This is a genomic window from Candidatus Amarolinea dominans, assembly GCA_016719785.1.
GTDB lineage: Bacteria > Chloroflexota > Anaerolineae > SSC4 > Amarolineaceae > Amarolinea > Amarolinea dominans.
Genome location: JADJYJ010000001.1, coordinates 91,140 through 115,886, shown reverse-complemented (window position 1 = coordinate 115,886; position 24,747 = coordinate 91,140). Strand labels below are relative to the sequence as shown.

Sequence of the window (24,747 nt, the reverse complement as noted above, 5' to 3'; positions counted from 1 at the left end):
GATGAAAACCGACCTGGACATGGCCACGGTGCGAGACACCCTGGAACGCTTGAGCGGCGAGATCATTGACATTCGGGAAGCGTAGACGTGCGCCCCCGAGGACGGATTTCGACATGCGCGTGACATTACTGGCGGCGACCCAGGTGAACCCCGATTTGTTGACACAGGATTTGGCTGCGAGCGATGTGCGTTACCTGGTGGCGCAAGGGACGCAGGCTTTTGGGCCGGCCCTGATCGAATATGCGGGCCGCGTCTGCTATCGTTCCACCGACAAGATGGGCACGGCGCCGGGCTTCATCAGCGCCCGCGTCCGTGAAGGGCACGAGGACATCATCGAACATCTGCAGATGGTTTTCGAGGCCTGGGAGGTGCCGGATGCGGAGATTCTGCATGCCTACCAAGTGGCTCACGGTCTGCGTTTCACGCGGCGTCCGCAGTCGGTCATCCTCAGCATGAACGCACGCACGCTGCGCGACATCATCAGGCACTCTGATTCCGAGCTGGCCCGCCAGCTCTTGATCCTGGCCGCGCAGACGTGGCCCATGTTGTACGCCGACCTGGCAGGAGAGAAAGCATGAGAGTGCTGTTGCTCGGCAGCCTGGCGCCTGCTTCCCTCTCGGCCGAGGAGCTACAGCAGCACGGCGCGGCCACCTTCTTGCTCGATGGCATCTCGCGCGCGGCCAGTCACCAGTTGGTGCGTCATCGGCTCGCCTCTTTCAGCCAGGAAAGCCAGCGCTACGTAGACCTGAGCAAAATTGCGCAGCCGGGCATCGAACTGACCGTGACCCCGCCCGCCATTGCGCAGAATCCAGAGACACGCGTCCGCTTCGAACAGGCCATGCACGACCTGGAACGCGCCTACGGCGAATTGCGCGCCCTCGGCATTCGCAAGGAAGATAGCCGCTTCCTGCTGCCCAACGCGTCCGTCACACGCATCGTCGTCACGATGGATTTTAGCGCCTGGCGTCACTTCTGCTGGCTGCGCTGCGACAAAGCCGCACAGTGGGAAATTCGGCAGGTGGCCGAGGAAATCCTGCGCACCCTCCACCGGCTGGCGCCGGCCGTGTTTCAGGACCTGGTGGACTACTTCTTGCCGGGGGAGAACATGCCCGCCACCAATGGATAAATGCACGGTTGGGCCGCTGGGGGGATGATACCCTATTGTGTGTTCAAACACCTTCTGTGTCATTGAACCATGTCGGATTTTCTATTGCAAGTAGTTCAGTTTTCTAAAAGCATCCCTGATCGCTTCCTTGAATTTTCGGTAAGAGGGCAAATTCTCCAATCTGGTCAAGACAAGTTTTTGTCCTATGGGCCGATACAACTCCACAATGGTTAATTCGCGACGATGGCGTCTGGTTAGATCTTGTCGGGCTATCTTGATGGCAGCTTCTATAGCCTGTTTGGGGTTGGCGTAAACCTCCGGAGGTCTGTGAATACCCAACTCTACGTCGCTCTTGCTTGTGCCAATTTCTGCTTTCAATAGATCTTTATCAGATAACATCCATGCCTCGGTCATTTGCACAGGCACAATCGCTACCAGATTCTTACATACGTGGTTCCCATGCATATGGTTCACAGCCATGAATGCAGGACGGATTTTGTTGTCAAACGCACCTGTATCATGTGGGGCATCTGCATCAGTATGAACACAAAGCACCATGAATCCCCGTTTGCCGGCCTGTTGAGCATAGTTTATGACGACTTCGGTGAAGGCGCCACTTTGTTTATCAATGTACTGAGCAGGCAAAATCTCCAACTCTCCGCTACACTCAAATGCTACATCTTCAAAAGAACGTTGAATAACACTCTCCAGAAACTGAAAGTCTGTCGTACCTTCGGTCGTAAATCCAAGAATGATCTGCTTGCTCATTGAATCGCCTTGATTGCATTTTCGGGATCGGCGGTCTGTAAATATCTGATGGCCTCAGCCACAGTAAGTTTGCGCTCTACCTCAGAAACAGGCAAGAAAGCCATCTGGCGATACTCGCTATTTTCCTTAGAAACGAATCTCATTCTTGTGATTTTCGTTTTTGTTCTCTGACCGTCGGTATCAGTGATGAGTGAGTTGAGACTTGACAGCCACACGCTAACGTCACGATCGGCCTGCCATTGAATTAGTTCAATTAACAATACCGGTGAGTGCGTATTGACAATCACTTGGCGTAGGGGCATGCCGGTATTCGTAAAATCCACACTCAAATCTCTCAACAGTCGAGCCATGGCCTTCATACCGAATGGATGTATACCGTTTTCAGGTTCCTCGAAACAAAGCAAACCGGTATATTTGTCGTCATACTCCAGGACGCATAGCGCCAGAAGGCGCAATGTACCCTCAGAAAGAACCCGTGTAGAGAACTCCTTTCCATCTTCCCCTTGAACTTTGATGATGAATTGACGATTCACTCTATCATCATAAACGTTCACCTCCGTAAAGTTAGGCAAAAAGCTGTTGAGTTTGCGCGAAATCTCCTTAAGGCTATATTCATCAGTCTGTTTGATACGGTACAGAGCCGCGGCCAGATTCTTCCCGCCCGATGTCATCGTATCGCGCAAGCCTACATCCTGGCTGGTAGGTTCCCGCAGATCTTCCGGATTGAGTTGCAGGAACTTCCAACTACGCATCTCTTCTTTGACGGCAAAGGCATGAGGGAAATCTACTGAATTAATGCCTCCAAGAACCGTTTGGGTGACGGCCTTGGCCGGCGTGGCTTTGCCGCCCTGCCGGCCATCCTGTCGGGTTTTGATTGTTGTGACTCCGTTTTGCTCTACTGTCTGAATGAAGGGAACTGTTGAACCACCGGCCTTCTTGGTTTGCCAAAGTGGCTTTGCTTCTTTGGGTAAAATATCATGAATCCAATAGTCATCTTCCGCTTTTATCTTCTCTAAATGTTCAAGCTTGACAGCTAAATCATCAATCCCCAAATCACCGGGTCTTCGCACAATGATAAGCCTGTAGCGTAAACGGGTATGGTTCAACTCGGTTTCACCGCCCCAGTTATCTCTGATTCTCCGGTTCACCAACATGTCCACGGTAAAATCCATTTCAGTGGCATACCGACCTTCCCCGAATTGGGTAAAAAGCTCGTCAGGATCACCGCGTTGCTCACTGAATGCTGTCTTTAAGTCCGTTTCGGCCAAACGAGAAAGTAGGCGCAATGCATCAAATAAGTTGCTCTTGCCTGAGGCATTTGCCCCTGCCACTACAGTGAGCGACGTGAAAGTCATCTCAAAATTGTAGAATGATTTGAATCCAGTTATTTTGATGCCGGTTATCATCTTGGTTACCTCGTTTTTTGCCAATTCACGTATCGAACAACACCGTCGCTTGCCAGCCATCGTCCGTCTGGCTGACGCTGAGGTCGTGATAGGTCACGGCTTTGATGGGTGACCGATCGCTGCGGCCGCGGATGCCGGCCACGGTGGCGGTCAGACGCGCCGGCTCCGCGCCGGCCGGCGGGGTGAGCGCCTCGATGCTGAACTGCGTGTACAGTTCGCCCTCGGTTTCCATCAAATAGAGCAATTCCTGCAGCCATCTCACCAGCAGCATCTCCAGATCTGCGCCTTCGACCTGTACCTGCCGCGTGACCTGCGGTGGCGCGGTGAAGGGCGTCTGGATGAGGCGGAAAAGGGTCTCGCCGGCGTGGGCAAAGAGCGTGAGCAGATCGCGGCCAAAGATGCGCACCGCCCAATCGGCCGTGTGCTCCAGTTCTTCGTAAATGAGCGAATGCCCGGCATCTTCGGCCGCAAAGGTCAGAAGCGCGCGTGCCTGCGCCGCGTCCACGCGAATCTGGGCGATCAGGGTCTCGATGCCGTCGAAGCGCTGTTCGGGCCGCAGGCGCTGCACGAATTCCAACGCTAACGACTGACCGTACAGATCACCGCTGAAATCCAGGATGTGCGCTTCGATGGAACGGCCCTGCCCGCTGAAGGTGGGGCGCACGCCGATGTTGGTCACCGCGGCGCGGCGTTCCCAGGGCAGCACCACCCACGTCGCATAGACGCCGTTGGCCGGCAGCAGGCGATTGGCCGCGACCGCCAGGTTGGCCGTGGGGAAGCCAATCGTGGCCCCGCGCTGATCGCCCTTGACCACCATTCCGGTCAGGGTGTAGGGGTGGCCCAACAGGCGGGCGGCCGTGCGCACGTCGCCGCTCTCGATCAGGCTGCGAATTGCCCCGCTGCGCACCTCATAACCATCCTGCCAGAACGTGGCTGCCACCTGCACCGTGAATCCGAGGCGTGCCCCGATCTCTTGCAAGAACGATACCGTGCCCTGACGCTTGTGTCCCAGGGCAAAGTCCGGTCCCACCCACAGTTCGCGCACGTGCAGACGATTGACCAACAGCGTGGCAAATTCGGTCGCCGTCACCTGCGCGGTCGCGCGGCTGAATGGCTGCACGACGACGAAGTCCAGGCCCAGCGCCTCCAGCAGCGCCAGGCGCTCGTCCAGCGTGGAGAGGCTGGGCGAGGGTTGGTCAGGCCGCAGCACCTCGCGCGGGTGCGGATCGAAGGTCAGGATGCCGGCCTGCGCGCCGGTCAGGTGCGCGGCGGCCAGCATCTGCTGCAGCAGGGCCTGATGACCGGCATGAACCCCGTCGAAGTTGCCGATACTCAGGTAGGTGGGCGCAGTTAGTTGCGTCTGATAGAGATCGCGGTAGCGTTGCATGGCCTATTCTTCGTCGCCCACCTGCTGGCGCAGCCAGGCGTCAATGAACGCGTCAATTTCGCCATCCAGCACGGCCTGGGTATTGCTGGTTTCAAGGCCAGTGCGCTCGTCCTTGACCATTTGATAGGGATGAAGAACGTAGGAGCGTATGCGGCTGCCGAAGCCGGCATGCACCAGGTCGCCTTTGATCTCGGTGCGCTCGGCCTCGTTCTTCTGCCGTTCGATTTCATACAGCTTGCCGCGCAGCACGCGCATCGCGGACTCACGATTCTGCAATTGGCTGCGTTCATTCTGGCACGTCACCACCAGGCCGCTGGTCAGGTGCGTGATGCGCACGGCCGTCGAGTTCTTCTGCACATTCTGCCCGCCGGCGCCGCCGGACAGGAAGAAGTCCATGCGAATGTCGCTCGGGGCGATCTTGATCTCGATGTCGTCGTCCAGAACGGGCATCACTTCGACTTTGGCAAACGACGTGTGGCGCCGGGCCGAGCCGTCGAACGGGCTGATGCGCACCAGGCGATGATTGCCCTTTTCGGCCTTCAGGTAGCCATACGCATGCTCCCCCATCACCTCCACATAAACGCTCTTGATGCCCGCGGTGTCGCCTTGCGTCTGATCGGTGATGGTGGCCTTGTACCCGCGGCGCTCGGCCCAGCGCAGATACATGCGCAGCATCATGCTGGCCCAATCCTGCGCCTCGGTGCCGCCTTCGCCCGCGTGGATCGCCAGAATGGCATCGTTGCGATCATGTTTGCCCGACAAGGCCAGTTGGAAGATGCGCTCCTCCAGCACCTTTTGCAGCCGATCCAGCTCAGACACCAGCTCAGCGCCGGTGTCTTCATCCTCCTCAGCCTGCGCCATTTCCAGCATGATGCGCGCGTCCCGCACCTCATGGCGCAGGGCTGTCCAACTCTCAACCTGCTGGCGCAGATCGGACAGTTCACGCATCTGCTTTTGCGCGGCCAGGCCATCGTTCCAGAAATCCGACGCCTGCGATTGTTGTTCGAATTCTACAACCTTCTTGGACTTCTCATCTAAGTCAAAGACGCCTCCAGATTGACTCGAAGCGGGCGTCGAGTTTGTCCAGGCGTAGTGTGAGATCTTGCATCATAAGTTTTTCCTCGTTTCTTTGCGCTCAGTTTTTTTCTATCGTCTTACTTCTCGAACAGGCCGGCCACAAAGGCCTCGGCGCTGAACTCGGCCAGATCGGTGATCTTTTCCCCGGTGCCGACGAAGCGCACCGGCAGCGCCAGCTCCTCGCCGATGGCAAAGACCACGCCGCCCTTGGCCGTGCCATCCAGTTTGGTCAGGACGACGCCGGTCAACTGCGTGGCTTCCTTGAAGTGCTTGGCCTGCGGAATTGCATTCTGGCCCGTGTTGGCGTCCAGCACCAGCAGCACCTCGTGCGGCGCCTTATGCACGCGGGTTGCGCAGACATTGCGCACCTTTCTAATTCCTTCATCAGGTTATACTTGGTGTGCAGACGCCCGGCCGTGTCAATCAACAGCACATCCGCGCGCGCGTCTCCTGGCAGGCGCGGATGGCGTCATACACCACCGCGCCTGGATCCGCACCCGACCCCTGGCTGATCACTTCGACGCCGGCGCGTTCGCCCCAAATGACCAGTTGCTCGATCGCGGCCGCACGGAACGTATCGGCGGCCGCGATCACCACCTTGTAGCCAGCCTGTTTGTACAGCCGGGCCAGCTTGCCGATAGTGGTCGTCTTGCCGGAGCCGTTGACGCCCACAACCATGATGATGGTCAGCAGGCGTTCCATGTCATCTTTGGGCGGGCGGTGCTCATCGAGTAACCGAATCAACTCCTGCTCAAAGATCGCCTGCGCGTCAGAGGCGCGTTTGACGCCGAGCGCCTGCACGCGCTTGCGCATACGCTCCACCAGCTTGGCCGACGTTTCACCGCCCACATCGGCCTGGATGAGCAGCGTCTCCAGGTCATCCCAGGTTTCGTCGGTCAGCTCATTGGCCTGGAACAGGCCCCCAATCTGGCTAAAGAGGCCGCGCCGGGTCTTGGTCAGGCTCTCCTGCACCTTCTCCTGCTCGGCCTGGCGATCTTCCGGCCGCTTGAATAAACGTGACAGCACTGCTTGCTCCTTCGCGATCTCATCCTGACCCACAGGGCCAATCCCGTCGCCGGCGGCCCCTGATTTCCAAGAGAAAGATTATACCGCAAGCCGTGAGTTTACCCAAGCACAGGCCAGGAGGCGTTGCGCAGGCCGCAGCAGCATGGTGTGCGGATCGGCGGAGAGGAGATGGCGGCAGGAGAAAGATTTTCAACCCTGCTTGACAACCGCTTCCTCCGCTGCGACCAAATCTGGTTCACCGAAAAGGACCGCTACGGCATGACGCACCTGTACTCGCTTGCCGAGTTCAGAGTGCGGAACGATGCGTCCTTCGGACGTGACTACGTGCGCGGTCGCTACGGCGCCATCCCCTTCCTGGGCGATCTGGCTTCAGGTGCCGATGACTGATCAGAAGTCAACGTAATAGGAGGTCATATGCTCTTGTTTCTGGATGAAAGTGGTAGCGATTGCCGCGAGGCGCCCTACGAAGTGCTGGCGGGTGTGGCGATCCGCGAGCAGAACTTGTGGCCGCTGATCCAGGCCGTGCGCGCGGCCGAGCGTGATCATTTCGGTATGCCGCTCAGTAACGTTGGCGTCGAACTCAAGGGAAAGAAGCTGCTCAAAAGCAAGGTGTTCCGCCTGGCAGAGCAGGGGGCGTCGTTTCCCGCGGAGCAACGTCGGGACATGGTATCCCAATTCCTGGCGAAGGGTCAAGACGAAGCCAAGGGCGAACAAGTCGCCTATACATAGATGACCTGCGACCGCGCGAGGAACGGGCCGAGGAGTAATAAAAAAGGCAGAGACGGTTCCCCTTGCGGAGTCCCATCAAAGCCTCCACTTATTATCTTACCGGATGTGTTAAGATTTGTCAAGAGTGAATTTCCCTTTTTCCTTTTTTCCTTTTCACCAAACCTCGCCCCACCTTCATCTTTGACCAGGTCTGTCTGGGCAGCCGTGGGTTCATCTGACCGCATCGCGGCTTTGGATGAGTAGGGTGGAAGCGGCCGGTCGAAGATGATAGCGGCGAACGTGCGTATGGGAGTCGCACACGGTGCCCGATGGCCGTGGCAATGGGCGGAGATGGGCAGGGGTGCTGCTTGTGTTCGATGGCGCCAAGTCAAGGATACATTTGGCCGACGGCTGCCGCCCTTAAATGCGCCCATCGCCGAATCGCTGAAGGGCAAATTTACTACCCGAAGTATTACTGGTATAATCTGAATAGTCAACGAAACCTAGCCGAGACTTGGTCGCACGCCGTCGGGAAGCTACCGCCCACCACGCAGTAAACCGTGCTTGAGTTTCCAGCCGTTGTTGGCCTGACTACCAACGGTCGCCATCAGCCCTAAATTTTCCGGATGGTTCCATGACCAATCAAAACCTACAAGAAGCCGCTTCACAACAACTCGGGACGATCGAGCGTTTGTGGGCCGAAGCGAGCTTCACTCCCAACCCCGCTCAGCGCGACGCGATCTTGCACGTTAATGGCCCACTTTACCTGCCCGCCGGCCCTGGGTCAGGGAAGACGCGTGTGCTGCTTTGGCGCACCCTCAACCTGATCGTTTTCCACGGGGTATCGCCGAACGCAATCTACCTCTCGACCTTCACGGAAAAAGCGGCGCGGCAGCTCAAGGAGGGACTGCGCGGGATGCTGGGGCTGGCGAGTAACGCGACCGGCCGGCCGTACGATATCTCGCAGATGTATGTCGGCACGGTGCATTCGCTGTGCCAGCGCTTGATCCTGGACCGCCATTTCTACACGGAGCGGCACCGTGGACGACCGCCAGTCCTGGTGGATGACCTCGGCCAGTATTTTCGCTTGTATCAGGCTCGTCCATTGGGAAGCATTCATCCAGGCAGCAGGCTTCGATGGGGACGCCGTGCAGAAGATCAATGCCTTGTTTGATGAGCGCCAGCATCCCGGGTCGCGACACTATGCGGTGACACATACCCTGGCGCTCTTCAACCGCTTTTCTGAGGAGTGCTTGACGCCAGCGAAGATCACGGCGTCGGTGACCGACGCGACCTTGAGCCGGCTGGCTCAGATGTATGCAGCGTACCTCGACTCGCTGCGGCCTCCGGGGAAGCCGGCGAGCACCGATTTCGCGCTGCTGCAACAGGAGGCGCTGCGGGTGCTGGATGGGCAGGACGGCGCCACCCCGGCCTTTCAGCACGTGATCGTGGACGAGTACCAGGACACGAATACTGTCCAGGAGCGGCTCTTCTTCCGCCTCGCCGGTGGCAGTCGCAACCTCTGCGTGGTGGGCGACGACGACCAGGCACTCTACCGCTTCCGCGGCGCGACGGTAGAGAACTTTGTGCAATTCCCGCAGCGCTGCATGACTGCGTTCGGCGTGGCGCCGACGACGATCCCCCTCGATACGAACTACCGCTCTCGACGCCAGATCGTGGATTTCTACACGCGTTTCGTGAGCCAATGCGACTGGAGAAACCCGCGCGGTGGGCACTTCCGCGTGACGAGTAAGCAGATTCGGGCCGCGAGCTCCGATGCCGGCGTGGCGATGGTGGCCAGTACAGCGGCTGAGCCGGTCGCTGTGGCGGCCGAGATCGCTGGCCTGGTGAAGCAGCTGCTGGATGGCGGTCGGGTGGAAAACGCCAATCAGATCGCGTTCCTGTTCCCGTCGCTGAAGTCGGCGATGGTGAAGCGGATGCAGAAAGCGTTGGAAGACCGCGGACTGCGGGTCTACGCGCCACGCGCTGGCACCTTCCTGGAGGTGGATGAGTCGGTTGCGCTGTTCGGCGTGTTCCTGCGAGTCTTCGGCCGGCCGGCCCGCGGCGACTTTCGCGGTGAGGACTATGAGAACTACCATCGCTGGCTGGATGAGGCTGAGGCGACCGGGGAACGCCTGTGCCAGGCTGATCGCCGGCTGGACGTATTCGTGCGGGACCGCGAGGGAGAGATCGCCCAGGCCGTGAGCGACTACCAGGCGCTCGTGCAGGTCGCCGAGCGAGAGAACTGGCGGTTGGATGCGCCCTACGAGCCTCGGCGGATGACACGGGCACTGTATAACGCGTCGCGGCTTTCTGAGACGGCTCGCCGCAAGCTCGGGAGTCCGTATTTCGAGAAGGTGATTGAGCGCCGTATCAGCGACGGCCGGCCCTTCTCTCTGAGCTACATCCTGTCGAGCACGACGGCCCTCGACTGGGGCGTCCTGGACCTCTTCTACCGACTGTGCGGCTTCGACCACTTCCGGGCGATGTTCGACCTGGCCGAGTGCGGCGAGGATGAAGGGCCGATCTGTAACCTGGGTTTGATCTCGCAGTACCTGTCGCGTTTCATGGATGAGTACGGCGCGATCATCACCGCGCCGCGGCTGCAGGACGACGGAATGGCGCGCATCTTGTTTAGCGCGTACCTGTTTGCCCTCTTCCGTCGCGGGGAGAGCGAGTACGAGGATGCCGAGGACCCATTCCCGAAGGGGCGTATCCCGTTCCTGACGATCCACCAAGCGAAGGGGCTGGAGTTCCCGGTGGTGGTGTTGGGAAATGCGCGCAAGGATACGAACCGGGGGCCGCAGCCGGTGGAAAGCCTCGTTCACCCACTGCTCGACCGGGAAGGGGAGCCGTTGGAGCGAATGGCCGAGTTCGACGCGATGCGGCTGTTCTACGTGGCCCTGTCGCGGGCCAAGAACTTGCTCGTGATTGCGCATCCGAAAGGCCGCGGTCAGCAAATCAGTAGGCCGTTCCGGGACCTGCTGGACGGTGAAGTCCCGCGCATTCCGCAGCTCGATGTGGCGAGCCTGCCCGTCGCGCGCCTGGTAGAAGATGAGACGCCGCACTCCTACTCGTACACGGGCGACTACCTGTTCTATCGCCGCTGCCCGAGACAGTATATGATCTTCCGCAAGTACGGCTTTGTGCCGTCGCGGTCGCAGACGATGATGTTCGGCTCGCTGGTGCACCGGACGCTGGATGATCTGCACCAGCTCTTGATTTACCGCCGGAGCCAGGAAGAATGACGATCGAGAGCGACGAGATCGAAGAACGGATCGAGGAGTTCTTCGAGGAGAATATGGCGACCCTGGCGCTGGAAAGCGGCCACTCGTTGTCGCCCCAAGCCAGGGAGACGGCGCGGCAGCAAGTCCTCGTGTACTGGCGGAAGCTGCGGGCGATTGCCGAGCGGGTGACCGACACGGAGGTGGGCCTGAGCTTGCCGCAAAACCGCAGCCCGGACGGCCGGACGTTCGCGATCGAGGGGATCGTGGATATTGTGCGGGAGGACGAGCGCGTGGTGATGTACGACATCAAGACGCACGAGACGGAGGCGATCCGGGCGAATATCGAGGACTACGAACGGCAGTTGAACGTGTACGCGTATATCTGGCAGAACCTGCGGGGGCAGCGGCTGGACGAGACGGCCGTGATCTGCACGCAACTGCCGGAGGCGCTGAAGCAGGCGGCCAACGTGCGGGATGAGCGCCGGATGGCGTATGAGTTGGGCCGCTGGGAGCCGGTGATCCCGATTCCGTTCGAGCCGGGGCACGTGGCGGAGACGGTGCGCGAGTTCGGGGAGACGGTGGATGAGATCGAGGACGGCTGCTTTGCGCCGCCGGACCTGACGACGCTGCAAGCTCGGCTGCCGGGGACAACGCGCACCTTTGCGACCGATATCTGTCGCTATTGCGACGCGCGCTTCTCGTGCGCGTCGTACCGGCAGTACGCGCACGCGGCGAGCCGCGGGGTCGAAGCACGCTTCCGGCAGTACTTCGATGATTTTGGCGACGAGACGACCCAGGCCGACCGCCTGGTGACCGGACTGACGGAATAGGGAGCGCCCGAATGGCGAACACCGCACCGACCAATCCCTTCTTCTACGGCGGCCGCATCGTGGACCCGCCGCGGTTCGTTGGCCGTACCCAAGAGATCCGTTTCATCATCCAGCGGATGTCCGGCGCGCAGATGACGAGCGTGGGCGTGGTGGGGCCGCCGCGCATCGGGAAGAGCTCGCTGCTCTACCACCTCTACCAGACTTACCCAGAGCGGGTGCAGGCATCGCAGTGGTTCCTGGTGAGCTACGTGAGTCTGCAGGATGCACGGGTGCGCAACCTGGCCGGATTCTTGCAGACGGTGGGAAACGCACTCGCGACGGCCCGCAGATGGCACCCTAAAGGATCCCTGCTCCCAGCCTGGCCGACCCCGTGCCGCGACCTGCCGACGTTTCGCCAGGGCCTGCAGACGATGGCCGAGGCGGGGCTGCGCTGCGTTCTGTGTTTGGACGAGTTCGAGGCGCTCCTGGATGCACCGACCGAGTTCGACGACCACTTCTTCGACGCGTTGCGCGCGGCGATGGATGACCAGGTGCTGATGCTGATCATTGCCTCGGCCCGTCCCCTCAGCTTTTACGGCAGCCGGGTGCGCTCGGTTTCACGCTTCTTCAACCTGGGCAACACCCGTTACCTGGAAGAACTGTCCGAAAACGAAGCGCGCGAGCTGGTACGACTCCCCATTGATGTGGGCGGTTCCGTGCCCGCCCTGGGTGTGGGCGACCAGGCGCTTGCGCTCCGCCTCGGTGGGCGCCACCCGTACCTGCTGCAGATGGCCGCGTATACCGTTTTCGAGGCGCAGGTGAGCGGCCAGGATGAAACATGGGTGCGGACGCAGTTTGAGCGTGAGGCCGCGGGCTACCGTGGCGTGCGGGTGCGGGTGCGGCAGTGGCTTGCGCACTCCCTGTGGACGACGCCCGCGGCGGTGGGGCGGCTGGCCGGCTGGCTCGGCGCGCGGCAGGACGAAGCCAGGAACTGGGCCGTGGGGATGGTGATCGTGCTCTTGGTGATCCTGGCAATAACCGGCGCCTTGCCGGTGCGGGAGTTCTTGCGCTGGCTGATGGCGGTGTTGGGACTGGGCGGAGGGCAGCCATGAGCGACACGCCGCGCGAGCGCTGGAGAGACTATTGGTCCGACTGCGCCCGCCTCCTCTACTGGGCCTACTTCAAGCCCTTTACGCTGGCCGACCACCTGCGGCGCATCCATCCTGATCTGGAACCGAATGGCAATCCGTTCCGGCTGTGGCGGGACTTCGATGCCTATCCTGAACTGGCTCGCTACGCCCGCCAGGCGAGTCACCTGGCCCAGGTTGCCCCCATCCTGGCGGTGCTCCTTGTGGGCACACTTCTCTCGCTCGCTGGCTACCCCTTCGACTGGGGAAGTGCCTTCACATTCGTTCTCCCCTTTGTCTTCGGCGTGCGCTTAGCGACGCGACCCGGCAGCGGAGAAGTCCAACGTTGGGGGTTGCGACTAATCTACCTCATCTTCGGGATTACTTTCCTTTTTGCTATTCTGCAGCGTTTTGCACCTGGCGTGGCCGCGAACCTGTTCGGACCGGTGACTGCCATGGCCGCAAGGCTGTCCATTGATCTGACCATTTGGCTGCCCGTTTTCTTTTTGGTGGCGTTCGGCGTGGCGGGCGGCGTGGCGTTCGGCGTGGCGGTCGGCGTGGCGTTCGGCGTGGCGGTCGGCGTGGCGTTAGGCGTGGCGTTAGGCGTGGCGTTAGGCGTGGCGTTAGGCGTGGCGGGCGGCGTGGCGGTCGGCGTGGCGTTAGGCGTGGCGTTCGGCGTGGCGGTCGGCGTGGCGTTAGGCGTGGCGTTAGGCGTGGCGTTAGGCGTGGCGTTAGGCGTGGCGGGCGGCGTGGCGTTCGGCGTGGCGGTCGGCGTGGCGTTCGGCGTGGCGGTCGGCGTGGCGTTAGGCGTGGCGTTCGGCGTGGCGGGCGGCGTGGCGTTAGGCGTGGCGATGATTGCCGGCTCTCTGCGCCTTATCTTCTGGCCCTTCGAGGCGTTCTGGATGCTCGTGCTGCGGCTGTGGGCTTCGGAAGAACGCGCGGGACAGGGGCTGCGCTATCTGCCGATCTACTACGACGAGTTCATCGTGCTGCCCTTGCCCCTACTGGGTTCCTTCCTCGCCCAGGCTTACCGCAGCAACCAGGCGGGCGCGCGGCAGGCGATTGACTACCTGACGACCCACTCGCGGCAGCAAGCTGCTGCGCGCCAGGCCCAGGTGCTGATTGCGTTGGATCGGCTGGCGCGCTGCGCGAATACCGACGAGATCGCGGCCGCGGGTGACGAGTTGCGCTGGATCGCCCAGCCGCCTCCACCCGAGTTGGGCGCCACCCTGCCGGCCTTGCTGGACGTGAGCCAGGGCGTGCGTGCGGCCCAGCAAGCCACGAGCCGCTACCGCCAGCAAGAGGCCGTGCGGCGCCAACTCGACCAGTTGCGCGTGCTGCGCGAGAGCCTGGTGACCGGCTCGACGGCGCACGCCTCGCAATTTGGCGCCATCATTGATCGCTGGCAGAAGACGCTGGCCGCAGCCGTGCGGGTGCTGGAGGAAGCGCAGAGCGACGATACCGAGATCGCCCCGGCATACATCGCCGGCCCTCATCTGCGGCCCGATGAAGCCCAGCGCCTCTTCAAAGGCCGCGACGATCTGTTTCGGGAGATCGAGAGCGCACTGTTGGCGCCCCAGGCACCGGTGTTGCTGTTGGTCGGTCAGCGCCGCACGGGGAAGACCTCGCTGATCGCTTACCTGCCCCAACGCCTGCTGGCCGACGTGGTGCCGGTGCGCGTCAATGTGCAGCGAGCCGCCGCGGCGGCCACCAATGCCGGCCTGGCCTACAGCCTGGCCCAGGAGATCGTGGACAGCGCGCGCAGCGGGCGCAACCTGATCCTGCCGGCCCCCGCCCTGGCCGACTTCCGTCTCGACCCTTTCGTCGCCCTGAGTGACTGGCTCGGCCTGGCAGAACGGACGGCCAAGGGACGCGACTTTCTCCTCTGCCTGGACGAGTTCCAGCGCCTGGATGAGGTGGTTGCAGCCACTCGCAGCCGCGCCGCGCTCAACTTTCTGCGCGATCTGCTCGAGCACCGCCCACGCTGGCGCCTGCTCTTGGCCGGATCGCTCTCCGCCGAGGAGATGGCGCCGTACTGGAGCGACACCCTGATCAATGCCCGTCGTCTGCAGATCAGCTACTTGAAGCCGGAAGAAGCCCGGGAGCTGATCGAGCACCCCGTTCCCGGCTTCGAGCAACAGATGCGATACGACGGGACCGCGCGCGAGGCGATCGTAGAACTGACGCGCGGTCAGCCCTACCTGGTGCAGCTTGTCTGCGCCGAATTGGTGGACCTGCTGAACCGCGAGCACCGCCATCTGGTGCGTGCGAAGAACGTCGAAACGATCATTCCGCTGGCGCTGGAGCATGGGGGAGAGTACTTCGACGAATTGTGGGGAAACGCTGCACCGGCGCAACGTGACGTGTTGAGGAAGGTCGCCACCGGGACGTTCCAGGCTGGCGATGCGGCAGTCCTCACCGCCCTAATCCGCCGCGAGCTGCTGGAAGTGGTCAACGGCGTTCCCCGCTTCCAGGTACCGCTGATCGCCCGTTGGGTACGCGAACGCTCGCCATTCCCCGCAGAACTGCGCGACGAGGACACCCGGTCCGGAAAAACTCTTTGAGGCAAGTGAAAATGACGATCACCAAACTGCGCCCTACCTTCACCTTCGACGAGGAACGCCTGGATGCGCTGGCTGCCATTGCACCTGAAGCCTTCGCCGACGGGAAGATTAACTGGGACGCGCTGCGCGAGGCGCTGGGCGACCACGTGGAAGAAGACGGTCGCGACGCCGAGCACTTCGGGCTGTTCTGGCCGGGAAAGCGGGCGGCTCGGCGGTTGGCGAGTACGCCGAGCGCGGGGACGCTGAAGCCGGCGCCCGGGGAAGGCGTGAACGAGGCGACGACGCGGCACCTCTTCATCGAGGGCGATAACCTGGAGGTGCTGAAGCTGCTGCAGAAGAGCTACGCCGGCCGCGTGAAGATGATCTATATTGATCCGCCGTACAACACCGGCAACGACTTCATCTACAGCGACAACTTCACCCAGCCACTGGACGAGTACCTGCGGGCGACCGGTCAAGCTGACGATGCGGGGCGCGTGTTGGTGACGAACACGCAGGCGGGTGGACGCTATCACTCGAACTGGCTGAACATGATGTATCCACGGCTGCGGCTGGCACGAAATCTGCTGCGTACGGACGGCGTGATTTTTGTGAGTATTGACGATAATGAGGTTCAGACTCTACGACTCCTGCTCGGTGAGGTGTTCGGAGAAGAGAACTTCGTTGCCTCGCTTATTTGGCAGAAGATGGACAGTCCAAGCCGTAACGATGCGGGACGTGCTGTGTCGGCATACCACGACTACATACTGGTCTATGCCAAAGACAGAGAGAGCTTACGATTGGCTCAGAAAACCAAGCCCGAGATTCTTGCGGCATATCCTATGACATTGCCAGATGGCAGGCTCGCGCGACGGCGTCAGCTTCGAAAGAACGGCAAAGGGGCGCGCCGCGCAGATCGTCCCACCATGTGGTATCCACTCACTGCCCCAGACGGGACCGTTGTCTATCCAATTGCTCCTGAAGGTTGGGAAGGGCGTTGGGTTTTGTCAGAAGAAACATGGGTCGACCGTACACGGGCGGGACTGACCGCATGGATCAAACGGGACTCGGGTTGGATGCCGTACTACATAGAGGTTGCGCCCAGCAATCCAAGCATTCCCTGGCCAACAATATGGACAGACGTGGATCAAAATCGGCAGGCAAAGGCCGAGTTCACTGCCCTGATGGGTTCAGAGGTGGACTTCGACAATCCGAAGCCAACAAAACTGCTTGCGGACATTCTTCGAATGGCAAACAGTGCCGATGAAATATGTTTAGATTTTTTTGCTGGTTCTTGCACGACTGCTCAGGCTGTCTTGGAACTAAACCATCAAGACAATAGTAGCCGGCGCTTCATAATGGTACAGCTACCAGAACCTACGAGACAGCAATCGGGCCGTACAATCGCTGAGATTGGCAAAGAACGCATTCGTCGAGCCATCGCTCGCCTAAAGTCAGAACGTGCCGACCAACCTGACCTGAATGATTGGGATTTGCCCGAAGACCTCGGCTTCCGCGTCTTCAGGCTCGACCGCTCGAACTACAAGGCGTGGCGCGACTTCGAGGGCGGCGATGCGGCCGGGCTGCAGACGCTGTTCGACCGCTTCGAGTCGCCGCTGGTGGAGGGGTGGAAGGCGGAAGATGTCCTGGTGGAGGTGATGCTGATGGAGGGCTTCCCGCTCGACAGCACGACTGAGCCGCTGCCGGCGTTCACGCGCAACCACGTGCAGGTGGTGAGCTCCGACCTGGTGGCCCACCGGCTCTTCGTCTGCCTGGACGCGGCGGTGAACGAGGAGACGATCGGCGCGCTGGCGATGGGCGAGGACGATGTCTTCATCTGCCTCGACGCCGCGCTGACAGATGAGGCGAAGGTGCGGCTCGAAGACGGCCGGCGGGTGAAGGTGATTTGAGATGGAGAACGAGCGAGGCCCAAGAACGATTCGCCTGCTTACCCTCAACCTGCGCCAGGGTGGCAGGAGCCGCATCGAGGGGTCGTCCGGACGGTGCTCGGTCATCGCCCTGACATTGCCGTGTTGACCGAGTACCGCGCGACGCCCGGTCCCGCACTGGGCGCCCAATTGGCAGCGGGCGGGCTGGTTCACCAGGCTTCGAGCGAACCGGAGCGGCCGAAGAACGGGGTCTTTGTTGCGGCTCGCCTGCCCTTCAGGGTGTTCCCCGATGCACGCCACCCTTCGCCAAGCCCGCGGCACTGGCTCCAGGTGCGATTCGCGCATTTCGACCTGGGTGCCATCTACAATGGTCTATGGGGTGAAGGAAATGCGGCGTTCGCGCAGTGGCTGGAAGGTGTGATGTTGCGGAACCGCCGGCGGAGCTTCATCCTGGCGGGCGATCTGAATTGGCTGGAGGTTGGCGACGGCGGGAATGAAAGCCCTGGATGGGTCGAATGGCTGCGGGATCTGGGTTACAGCGATGCCTGGCGCAGGCTCAACCCGTCTGGGCGAGAGTACTCGTGGACCAATCACAACGGCACGCGCACCCGCGTGGACTATGTGTTTCTTTCACGCCGCATCGCCCCGTACCTGACCGACGCCCGCTATGACCATGACAGACAGAATGGCAACGTGTCCGATCATGACCCGCTGATCGTGGAAATGATGGCGCCTGCACCCAGCCTCATGCACCGTGTCCTGCGCAGGTTGGGTTCGCGAAATCAAACCGTTTCAACGGGTTTGGCGCATCAGACGTCGAATTCATTCGATGGCTCGGTGAGTGGTCTGGCGAGAACCCCATGAATGAATTCATGGTCTGGCAAAGCAAACCTGCTATCAGATGCTCGACGATTCACCGTTTTAGCCGTCGCGAAGGTTGAGGTAACCTGTGCCTGCAAAACTGCAATTGAAATTCGACGCGAACCAGGAGCACCAGCTCCAGGCTGTGGAGAGCATCGTGCGCCTCTTCGAGGGGATGACGCGGTACGATGCGGGCTTCCAACTCGGTGATGAGATCGTTGCGAACCTGCCGCGGTATGAGGATCTGGCGGAGACGTGGCTGCGTGACAATCTGCACGCGGTGCAGGAGAAGAACGGCTTGCCCCAGTCCATGCTGCTCGACTGGGATACCGGCATCGGCCTCGAAGGGATCGCCGACGAGAGCCACCGCTTCCCCCATTTCACGATCGAGATGGAGACCGGCACGGGGAAGACCTACGTCTACCTGCGGACGATCTTCGAGCTGCGCCGGCGCTTCGGCTGGAGTAAGTTCGTGATCGTGGTGCCGGGTATCGCGATCTACGAAGGCGTGATGAAGAACGTGCAGGTGACGCGTAACCACTTCCGGGCGCTGTACGGGAATGAGCCGTTCGACCTGATCGCGTACGACGGGAGCCAGTTGAGCCGCTTGCGTCATTTCGCGACGGCCAATACGACGACGGTGCTGCTGATCACCCTGGACGCGTTCAATAAGGCGAGCAATAATCTCTACAAGGCGTCGGAGAAGCTGCCGGGCGAGCGCCGGCCTTTCCAGTTCATCCAGGAGACCCGCCCGATCCTGATCCTGGACGAGCCGCAGAATATGGAGAGCGAGAAGGCGAAGCAGGCGCTGCGCACACTGAAGCCGATCCTGGCCCTGCGCTTCAGCGCGACGCACCGCACAAGCCCGAACCTGGTCTACCGCCTCACCCCCTTCGACGCGTACGCGCGCAGCCTGGTGAAACGCATCGAAGTGTACGGCGTGACCGAGCGCGACAACGCGAATATCGCGTTCCTGGCCCTGACGGAGATCACACCGCCGCCGCGCATCACGGCCAAAGTGCGCACACGCGTGAGCGACCGCGGCGGCACGCGGGAGGCCGAGGTGGTGCTGCATCAGGGCGACGATCTGAAGCAGAAGACGGGCCGGCCGGAGCACGACGGGTTCGTGGTGGAGAATATTGACTTGGGCGCGGGCTATGTCGAGTTCAGGAACGGCGAGCGCCTATATCTGCTCGCGGGCATGGCGCCGTCACGTCCGGCCGTCTTTCGCGAGCAGATTCGGCAGACGATCCTGCGTCACATGCGCTGGCAGGCGGAGGTGGCCTCCCACGACGTGAAGGTGCTTTCGCTCTTCTTCATTGACCGCGTCGCGAACTATACGGCGAGCGATGGCCTGATCCGCCGCCTCTTCGACGAAGAGTTCGAACGCCTGAAGGACGACTATGGCGCGTTCAAGCACTTGACGGCCGCGCAGGTGCGCCAGGCCTACTTTGCGAAGAAGAAGCAGAAGGATGGCCGCGAAGAAGAAGTGGACACTGAAAGCCGCAACGCCGGCGAGCGTGAAATGGAGAAGCAGGCGTTCGCGCTGATCATGCGCGACAAAGAGCGCCTGCTCTCGTTCGACGAGCCGGTGAGCTTCATCTTTGCACACTCGGCGCTGAAGGAGGGCTGGGATAACCCGAACGTCTTCCAGATATGCACCCTGAACCAGACCGTTTCCGAGATCAAGAAGCGGCAGGAGATCGGGCGTGGGCTGCGCCTGGCCGTGAATCAAGTGGGCGAGCGCGTCCACGACGAGGAAGTGAATGTCCTGACGGTGGTAGCGAACGAGAGCTATCAGAACTACGTCGGTCGCTTGCAGAGCGAGTATGTCGCGGACGGCGACGCGCCGCCGCCGGCGCCCACGAACGCCCATCTGAAACGGGATGCGATCCGCAACGACCGGATCTTCTTCCAGAATGAGCACTTCGAGGCGTTCTGGGGAAAGCTGAACCAGCGCCTGCGCTACCGAATGCATATCGAGACGCCGGCCCTGATCGAGGCGTGCGTGATGCGCCTGAACCGCCAGACTTTCCCCGGTCATGTGCTTGTGGTGGAGAGAGGAAAGGTGACGCTGGGCGCGTTCAGGATCAACGTCAAGCGCGTCACCGCGAACAAGGCCGAGGTGACGCTCAGTCTCTTCGACGCCGAGGGCGAGCCAGAGACGATCACCCGCACCTTCAAGCCAGGCGCCGATATCGCCAGGGAGACCCACAACGAGCACCTGCGCAACCTGGGCACGTTGGCGATCGAGCCGGACGGGAGTGCGTACCGCGTGATCTTCACGAACGTATCGTGGCGGCTGGCCGAAGGTGAGGAGGTGGAGTACACGCCCGTGGGATTCGGCGGTCGCGTCGCGGTGCGCGAGGTACAGGTACGCGCCGACCGTTACCCGGTCTTCAACCTGATGGACCGCGCCGTGAAGCAAACCGGCCTGACCCGGCCGACGATCAATGCCATCTTCCGAAGGATGCGCGACGACCAGAAGCAGCGTCTGCTCGAAAACCCGGAAGGCTTCGCGACCGTCTTTATTGGCGAGGTGCGCAGCGCCCTGGCCGATCACGTCACCGCTCGCCTCGAGTTTCTGCCCGACGAGGGCGCGCCGCCGTACGATCTGGGCGAAATCTTCCCGCCGAAACGCAGCTTCCCGCAGAAAGAACTGCTGGAGGCTGGCCCGCGCGGCCTCTACAACCTGGTGCAGAAGGACTCCGACGTCGAGAAGCACTACGTCGACGCGATCCGGCAAGAAGGCGACGCGATCGTCTTCTACTTCAAGTTCCCACCTGGCTTCAAGGTGCATCTGCCGGCCATCATCGGTAACTATAATCCAGACTGGGGTGTTGCCCGCGTTGACCGCGCGGGCCGGACAGAAGTGCGGACGTTCGTGCATGAGACGAAGGGCACCACCGAACTGAGCAAGCTCCAGTTCCCGAACGAACGCCGCAAGATCCTGTGCGCGCAGAAGTTCTTCGCGGTGATCGGGGTGACTTACCTGACGATTGATCCGAAGAAGGTGAGCGGGTGGTGGGAGCCGGTGACCGAGCAGTCACAGATCGAATGATGGGGGCCGCGTCCCGGTCACGGATGGTCAGGACGATGCGCGATGCGCATACTGATTATGGCCAACTCCGTATTTGTGAGGTGTTATGACCACATCATTCAATTCCGCAGCATTGCGTGAGCTGTTGCTCACGGCCTTGAGCGACGACCTGTGCAGATTGATACTTCCAGTCTTGCCAACGTATCGAATCAGTGCGAGACGTATGACCGGATTGACTGGAAAACATGCCATGTCGGCCCTGGCTGCGCCTGCAATGGGTGAGAGAACTATGAGACATGTTCCATAACCCGCGTTGCGAATTTCCATCTTCACGCAAGGGCTAACATGGTCAACTTACCTGGTTCGAGTAACCTGAACATTGCACCGCTGGCGGCCAGTTTCAGCCATGTCACCAATTCCTACAAGTTCTACTGGCTGCTCGCCATTTTGGAAAGCGTGAAGCTATTGCCAGGTGCGGTTATTCCTGTTGACGTCTTGTTGGCGCGTATGATCGCCGCGGTTTGGTATCCCCTGCACTATTTTCACCTTTCCTTGGGCAAACAGGATCGGCTGGAGGCAGTGGCGAGGCAGATCAAGGTCTATGACAGCCGGCTGCAGGCCAATGCCAGCCAGGCCGATGTGGTAGACGCGGTGGTCACGCACCTTTCCACCCAATCCCCACTGGCTCAGGAAATTCGCACGATCGGCAATTATGTCCCGCAGCGTTTCTTGCGTCCGTTCTTTCAGCGCGAACTGAGCGGGATCGAGGATTGGAGAGTCAACGCAACGATTGAAAGCCTGGCCGAGAGCGCCTTCCACGCACAGGTAGCGCCTTGCCTGTATCGTTTTGTCACCCTGCCTGGGCGCGGCATTGAAATTCAACCGGCCTGGTTGGAATACCTGCAGCAACACTTGTATATCCTGACGGGTTTTTGCCTCTGGCATTTGGTCAACTACATCCAGAAAAACAATCCCAACGCTCCGAACGTCACCGGCAAACTGTTTCGCCCCGAACAACGAGACTTGAAACAGGGCCACGCATTCTGGAAGCTTGTCATTGACGAAATCGGCCCGTTCCAGTGCATCTACTCACAGCAACTGATCTCCTCAGACGATTTTTCGCTGGATCATTTCCTGCCGTGGAGCTTCGTTGCCCATGATTTGCTCTGGAACCTTGTGCCGACGCCCAAAGCGGTCAACGCGCGCAAGGGTGATCAACTACCCGATATTTCACTTTATTTCGGCACATTCGCCCAGCTGCAATACGAGGCGGTGCAGGCCGTTGCCCGCTCAAACCACGGCAGACTGCTGGAAGACTACGCGCTGCTCTACAAGCAGGATTCTGTAGCCGCTTTGCGAAGTCTACCCTTTGCGCACTTCCGCCAAATTCTGTTCGACACCATCACCCCGCAGGTCCAAATTGCCCTCAACATGGGCTTTGCAGCCAACTGGAGTTATCGTGCATCATGATTTTTCAATCTCCCAAGAACCCCAATAGCCATCTCACGGTCAAGGAGCGCCAGTGGCCCTCTTTCCCGACCAAGCAACTGTTGGCGCGCCGTTTGATTACCGGCAAGGTGCTCGATTTTGGCGCTGGCCTCGGGGTTGACGGCAAATTCCTCCGCAGCAAGGGCCTGGATGTCACCGATTATGACCCCTATTACGCCCCGGCTTACCCTACCCAGCGATTCGACACGATCCTCTGCAATTATGTCTTGAATATCTTGCTTCCGGAGGAACAGCCGTATGTATTGATGGCAGTCTCTGAACTGCTGCGGCCAACCGGAAGAGCCTTTTTCAGCGTGCGGCGCGACATCATGCAGAATGGGTTTCGCACCCACCTGAAACACGGTTGCCAGGTCTATCAGTGCAACGTGATTCTGCCCTATCGGAGCATTATCAAAGCCGAACATTGCGAAGTGTATGAGTATCGCCACTTCAACCAGATGAACCATGCATCCGCCTGTCCCTTGTGCGCGCCTGATCCCGCTGGTGAGCTAGTTACTGAATCGGCCACGATCTATGCGATGTTAGATTCATCGGCCGGCTATCCTGGCCAGGTCATGGTTGTGCCCAAACAACACGTCGCCGACTACTTTGAACTGGCAGAGCGCAGCAAACAGGCCTGTTGGCTGGTGGTAGATCGAGTGCAGAAGTTGCTGACTCAGCGATGGCAGCCTGATGGTTTCAACATTGGCGTCAACATCAACGCGGCCGCGGGTCAGACCGTGCCGCATGCTCACATTCACCTGATTTCGCGCTTTGTGGGCAACGCGGCCAATTGAGCCGGAGGCGCACTGGTCGAATAGGATCGCGATGAACTATGGGACGAGGCGGCAACGCTGCCAGCAGTTCCGGCGGCCAGGAGGTCTAAACGATTTAGGTATTCGTACCACGTTACTGTACGGCAAAGCAAATCACGTATGACGTTGGCATCTGTCACACAGAAATGACAGCTCTAGTTGGCCTGGTGCCGTTGGCTCAGATCGCGTATGTCACCCACGGTCTGCCTGACGAGCAGCTAGGAGTGGCCTGGCCCTCCTATGCGTGCGGACATCGCGCTGCCGCTGATCGCGCTGGGCATGCTGCTCGTGGCGTCCGCCAGAGGGTATCTCACTATGAGCTTCTCCAGCATTCGCATCATGGGGTGACTGGGTGACGGCGGGCCGCTGGTCGCGAACTATGCGGCGTAGCTCTCTTCGGGCTAACCCCTGGCGCCGTCGTGGTGGGTGATCGCTCTGCTCGGCGCGGTCGCCTGCCGGAATGCGTGCTGCAGGAGGACGCCGACCTGCTGATGTACTACGATAACGCGATGATGCGGATGGGGGTGGAGTAAGCGGAAGGTGAACCCGGTTACAGGGAACCGAGGGCGGTGAGGACGTTACGGGCGAGAGTCACTGAAGATTGAGCTGTGGCGGCTGGCCGACCACTGAGGACATCATCGTAGTCAGCCTTGTTCCGGTTGCCGCGCAAGCGGCTCAGACCGGCGCCGATCTTCTGCCGCGCCGGATCGGCCGCATACCGGAAATGGTTGATCACCAGTCCATGATCGCTCGCCAATCCGGACGGGACGAGCTCCCCGCGGCTGGCGGCCAGGTTCGAGGCGCTCCGGTAGGCGGCGTAGTATGCGCGGCTGATCGCGGTCCGCAATGACGCTTCTTCTGGCCCTGGAGAACTTGGGTCACGCGTGAGGGCTTCGGCCAGCTTCAAGTAATCGGCCCAATCGAAGCTCATACGAATTCCAGGTTGAAGTTCAGACGGCCGCCAGCCCGAGTGAGTTGAGCAAGAAACCATTCGTCATCGAACTGGCGGAGTTGATCGAGCGCCTCCTCGACAGGTAAGGAGGTCCGAATGTTGCCGAACAACTCCTCCGAATCCCGTAGGCTTTCGGAGTCGGGATCGAAAGTAACTTCCAGTGCGGCACGTGTGTTTGATCCGAAAATCCTCTCGATGTGCGGACGTGCCTCGATCAGGACATCCGCGGCGTCGGGATACACCCGCAGGAAACGACGCACCTCATCAGCATTTACCAGGGTGTAGAACCTCTGAAGCAAGCGCAGCCTGGCTTCGTTCTCCTCGATAGGCAACCAGTTGGTGCCTGTCCGCCAGCCAAACAACCGCTGTGATGCCAGTGTGGTCAGAAAGATGGACGTATCCGCCGGCGTCGGCGCTGTTGTTGTGTAATCTCGTCCATGACGCGGCGGCGCAGGCATCCCACCCGTCTGGCCGGCCAGCAGCACACGAACATCCCTCGGAGCGTATGAGTATGAAGAC

19 protein-coding genes and 2 pseudogenes are annotated in these 24,747 nt (G+C 60.5%); 14 read left to right on the top strand and 7 right to left on the bottom strand.

Going from position 1 to position 24,747, the window contains the following annotated elements; genetic code table 11:
- The first annotated feature begins 113 nt into the window (after positions 1–113).
- Positions 114–578, top strand: coding sequence for an FAD-dependent thymidylate synthase (locus IPM84_00535; protein MBK9091282.1), 465 nt, complete (start codon positions 114–116; stop codon positions 576–578).
- Positions 575–1,126 (top strand): FAD-dependent thymidylate synthase, encoded by a 552-nt coding sequence (thyX, locus tag IPM84_00530; GenBank protein MBK9091281.1) that lies wholly within the window; start codon positions 575–577, stop codon positions 1,124–1,126. The genes IPM84_00535 and thyX overlap by 4 nt, the downstream gene beginning before the upstream one ends.
- Before the next feature lie 81 nt (positions 1,127–1,207).
- On the opposite strand, the gene IPM84_00525 is transcribed toward thyX, so the two are convergent.
- The 5 genes and pseudogenes from IPM84_00525 to ftsY all read right to left on the bottom strand — a co-directional run bounded on the left by IPM84_00525 (position 1,208) and on the right by ftsY (position 6,769).
- A complete protein-coding gene (locus tag IPM84_00525) occupies positions 1,208–1,873 on the bottom strand; it encodes a DUF4276 family protein (protein MBK9091280.1) in 666 nt (221 codons plus the stop codon).
- A complete protein-coding gene (locus IPM84_00520; GenBank protein MBK9091279.1) occupies positions 1,870–3,279 on the bottom strand; it encodes an AAA family ATPase in 1,410 nt (469 codons plus the stop codon). Before IPM84_00520 ends, IPM84_00525 begins: the two co-directional genes overlap by 4 nt.
- 25 nt (positions 3,280–3,304) lie before the next feature.
- Positions 3,305–4,666: a bifunctional riboflavin kinase/FAD synthetase gene (locus IPM84_00515; protein MBK9091278.1), complete on the bottom strand. Its 1,362-nt coding sequence runs from the start codon at positions 4,664–4,666 to the stop codon at positions 3,305–3,307.
- Positions 4,667–4,669: 3 nt separating this feature from the next.
- Positions 4,670–5,774 (bottom strand): peptide chain release factor 2 gene (gene prfB, locus IPM84_00510; protein MBK9091277.1). Its coding sequence is split into 2 segments (ribosomal slippage): positions 4,670–5,707 and positions 5,709–5,774, totalling 1,104 coding nucleotides; the frame shifts between segments, so codons are not numbered across the junction.
- A 46-nt stretch (positions 5,775–5,820) separates the two neighbouring features.
- Positions 5,821–6,769, bottom strand: a pseudogene (ftsY, locus tag IPM84_00505) (signal recognition particle-docking protein FtsY).
- A 216-nt stretch (positions 6,770–6,985) separates the two neighbouring features.
- On the opposite strand from ftsY, the pseudogene IPM84_00500 reads away from it, so the two are divergent.
- The 12 genes and pseudogenes from IPM84_00500 to IPM84_00445 all read left to right on the top strand — a co-directional run bounded on the left by IPM84_00500 (position 6,986) and on the right by IPM84_00445 (position 23,258).
- Positions 6,986–7,156: pseudogene (locus tag IPM84_00500) on the top strand (ATP-binding protein).
- A gap of 27 nt (positions 7,157–7,183) precedes the next feature.
- Positions 7,184–7,498 carry a hypothetical protein gene (locus IPM84_00495; protein ID MBK9091276.1) on the top strand — a complete coding sequence of 105 codons (315 nt, stop codon included), beginning with the start codon at positions 7,184–7,186 and terminating at the stop codon, positions 7,496–7,498.
- Positions 7,499–8,111: 613 nt separating this feature from the next.
- Complete coding sequence (locus IPM84_00490) at positions 8,112–8,651, top strand: UvrD-helicase domain-containing protein (protein MBK9091275.1); 540 nt, start codon at positions 8,112–8,114, stop codon at positions 8,649–8,651.
- The gene (locus tag IPM84_00485; GenBank protein MBK9091274.1) at positions 8,626–10,725 is read left to right on the top strand and encodes an ATP-dependent helicase; all 2,100 of its coding nucleotides are present in this window, start codon (positions 8,626–8,628) and stop codon (positions 10,723–10,725) included. Before IPM84_00490 ends, IPM84_00485 begins: the two co-directional genes overlap by 26 nt.
- Positions 10,722–11,534 carry a PD-(D/E)XK nuclease family protein gene (locus tag IPM84_00480; protein ID MBK9091273.1) on the top strand — a complete coding sequence of 271 codons (813 nt, stop codon included), beginning with the start codon at positions 10,722–10,724 and terminating at the stop codon, positions 11,532–11,534. The genes IPM84_00485 and IPM84_00480 overlap by 4 nt, the downstream gene beginning before the upstream one ends.
- A gap of 11 nt (positions 11,535–11,545) precedes the next feature.
- Positions 11,546–12,625 (top strand): ATP-binding protein, encoded by a 1,080-nt coding sequence (locus IPM84_00475; GenBank protein MBK9091272.1) that lies wholly within the window; start codon positions 11,546–11,548, stop codon positions 12,623–12,625.
- Positions 12,622–15,204 (top strand): ATP-binding protein, encoded by a 2,583-nt coding sequence (locus IPM84_00470; GenBank protein MBK9091271.1) that lies wholly within the window; start codon positions 12,622–12,624, stop codon positions 15,202–15,204. Before IPM84_00475 ends, IPM84_00470 begins: the two co-directional genes overlap by 4 nt.
- Before the next feature lie 11 nt (positions 15,205–15,215).
- Positions 15,216–17,093: a site-specific DNA-methyltransferase gene (locus IPM84_00465; GenBank protein ID MBK9091270.1), complete on the top strand. Its 1,878-nt coding sequence runs from the start codon at positions 15,216–15,218 to the stop codon at positions 17,091–17,093.
- A gap of 93 nt (positions 17,094–17,186) precedes the next feature.
- A complete protein-coding gene (locus IPM84_00460) occupies positions 17,187–17,936 on the top strand; it encodes a hypothetical protein (GenBank protein MBK9091269.1) in 750 nt (249 codons plus the stop codon).
- An 85-nt stretch (positions 17,937–18,021) separates the two neighbouring features.
- Positions 18,022–20,994: a DEAD/DEAH box helicase family protein gene (locus IPM84_00455; protein MBK9091268.1), complete on the top strand. Its 2,973-nt coding sequence runs from the start codon at positions 18,022–18,024 to the stop codon at positions 20,992–20,994.
- A gap of 324 nt (positions 20,995–21,318) precedes the next feature.
- Entirely contained in the window at positions 21,319–22,443 is a 1,125-nt protein-coding gene (locus tag IPM84_00450; protein MBK9091267.1) for an HNH endonuclease, read from the top strand.
- Positions 22,440–23,258 (top strand): HIT domain-containing protein, encoded by an 819-nt coding sequence (locus IPM84_00445; GenBank protein MBK9091266.1) that lies wholly within the window; start codon positions 22,440–22,442, stop codon positions 23,256–23,258. Before IPM84_00450 ends, IPM84_00445 begins: the two co-directional genes overlap by 4 nt.
- A gap of 568 nt (positions 23,259–23,826) precedes the next feature.
- Here the strand turns inward: IPM84_00445 and IPM84_00440 are convergent.
- Together IPM84_00440 and IPM84_00435 are read right to left on the bottom strand one after the other, a co-directional pair.
- A complete protein-coding gene (locus IPM84_00440; protein MBK9091265.1) occupies positions 23,827–24,207 on the bottom strand; it encodes a hypothetical protein in 381 nt (126 codons plus the stop codon).
- Complete coding sequence (locus IPM84_00435) at positions 24,204–24,713, bottom strand: hypothetical protein (GenBank protein MBK9091264.1); 510 nt, start codon at positions 24,711–24,713, stop codon at positions 24,204–24,206. Before IPM84_00435 ends, IPM84_00440 begins: the two co-directional genes overlap by 4 nt.
- Between the last annotated feature and the right edge of the window lie 34 nt (positions 24,714–24,747).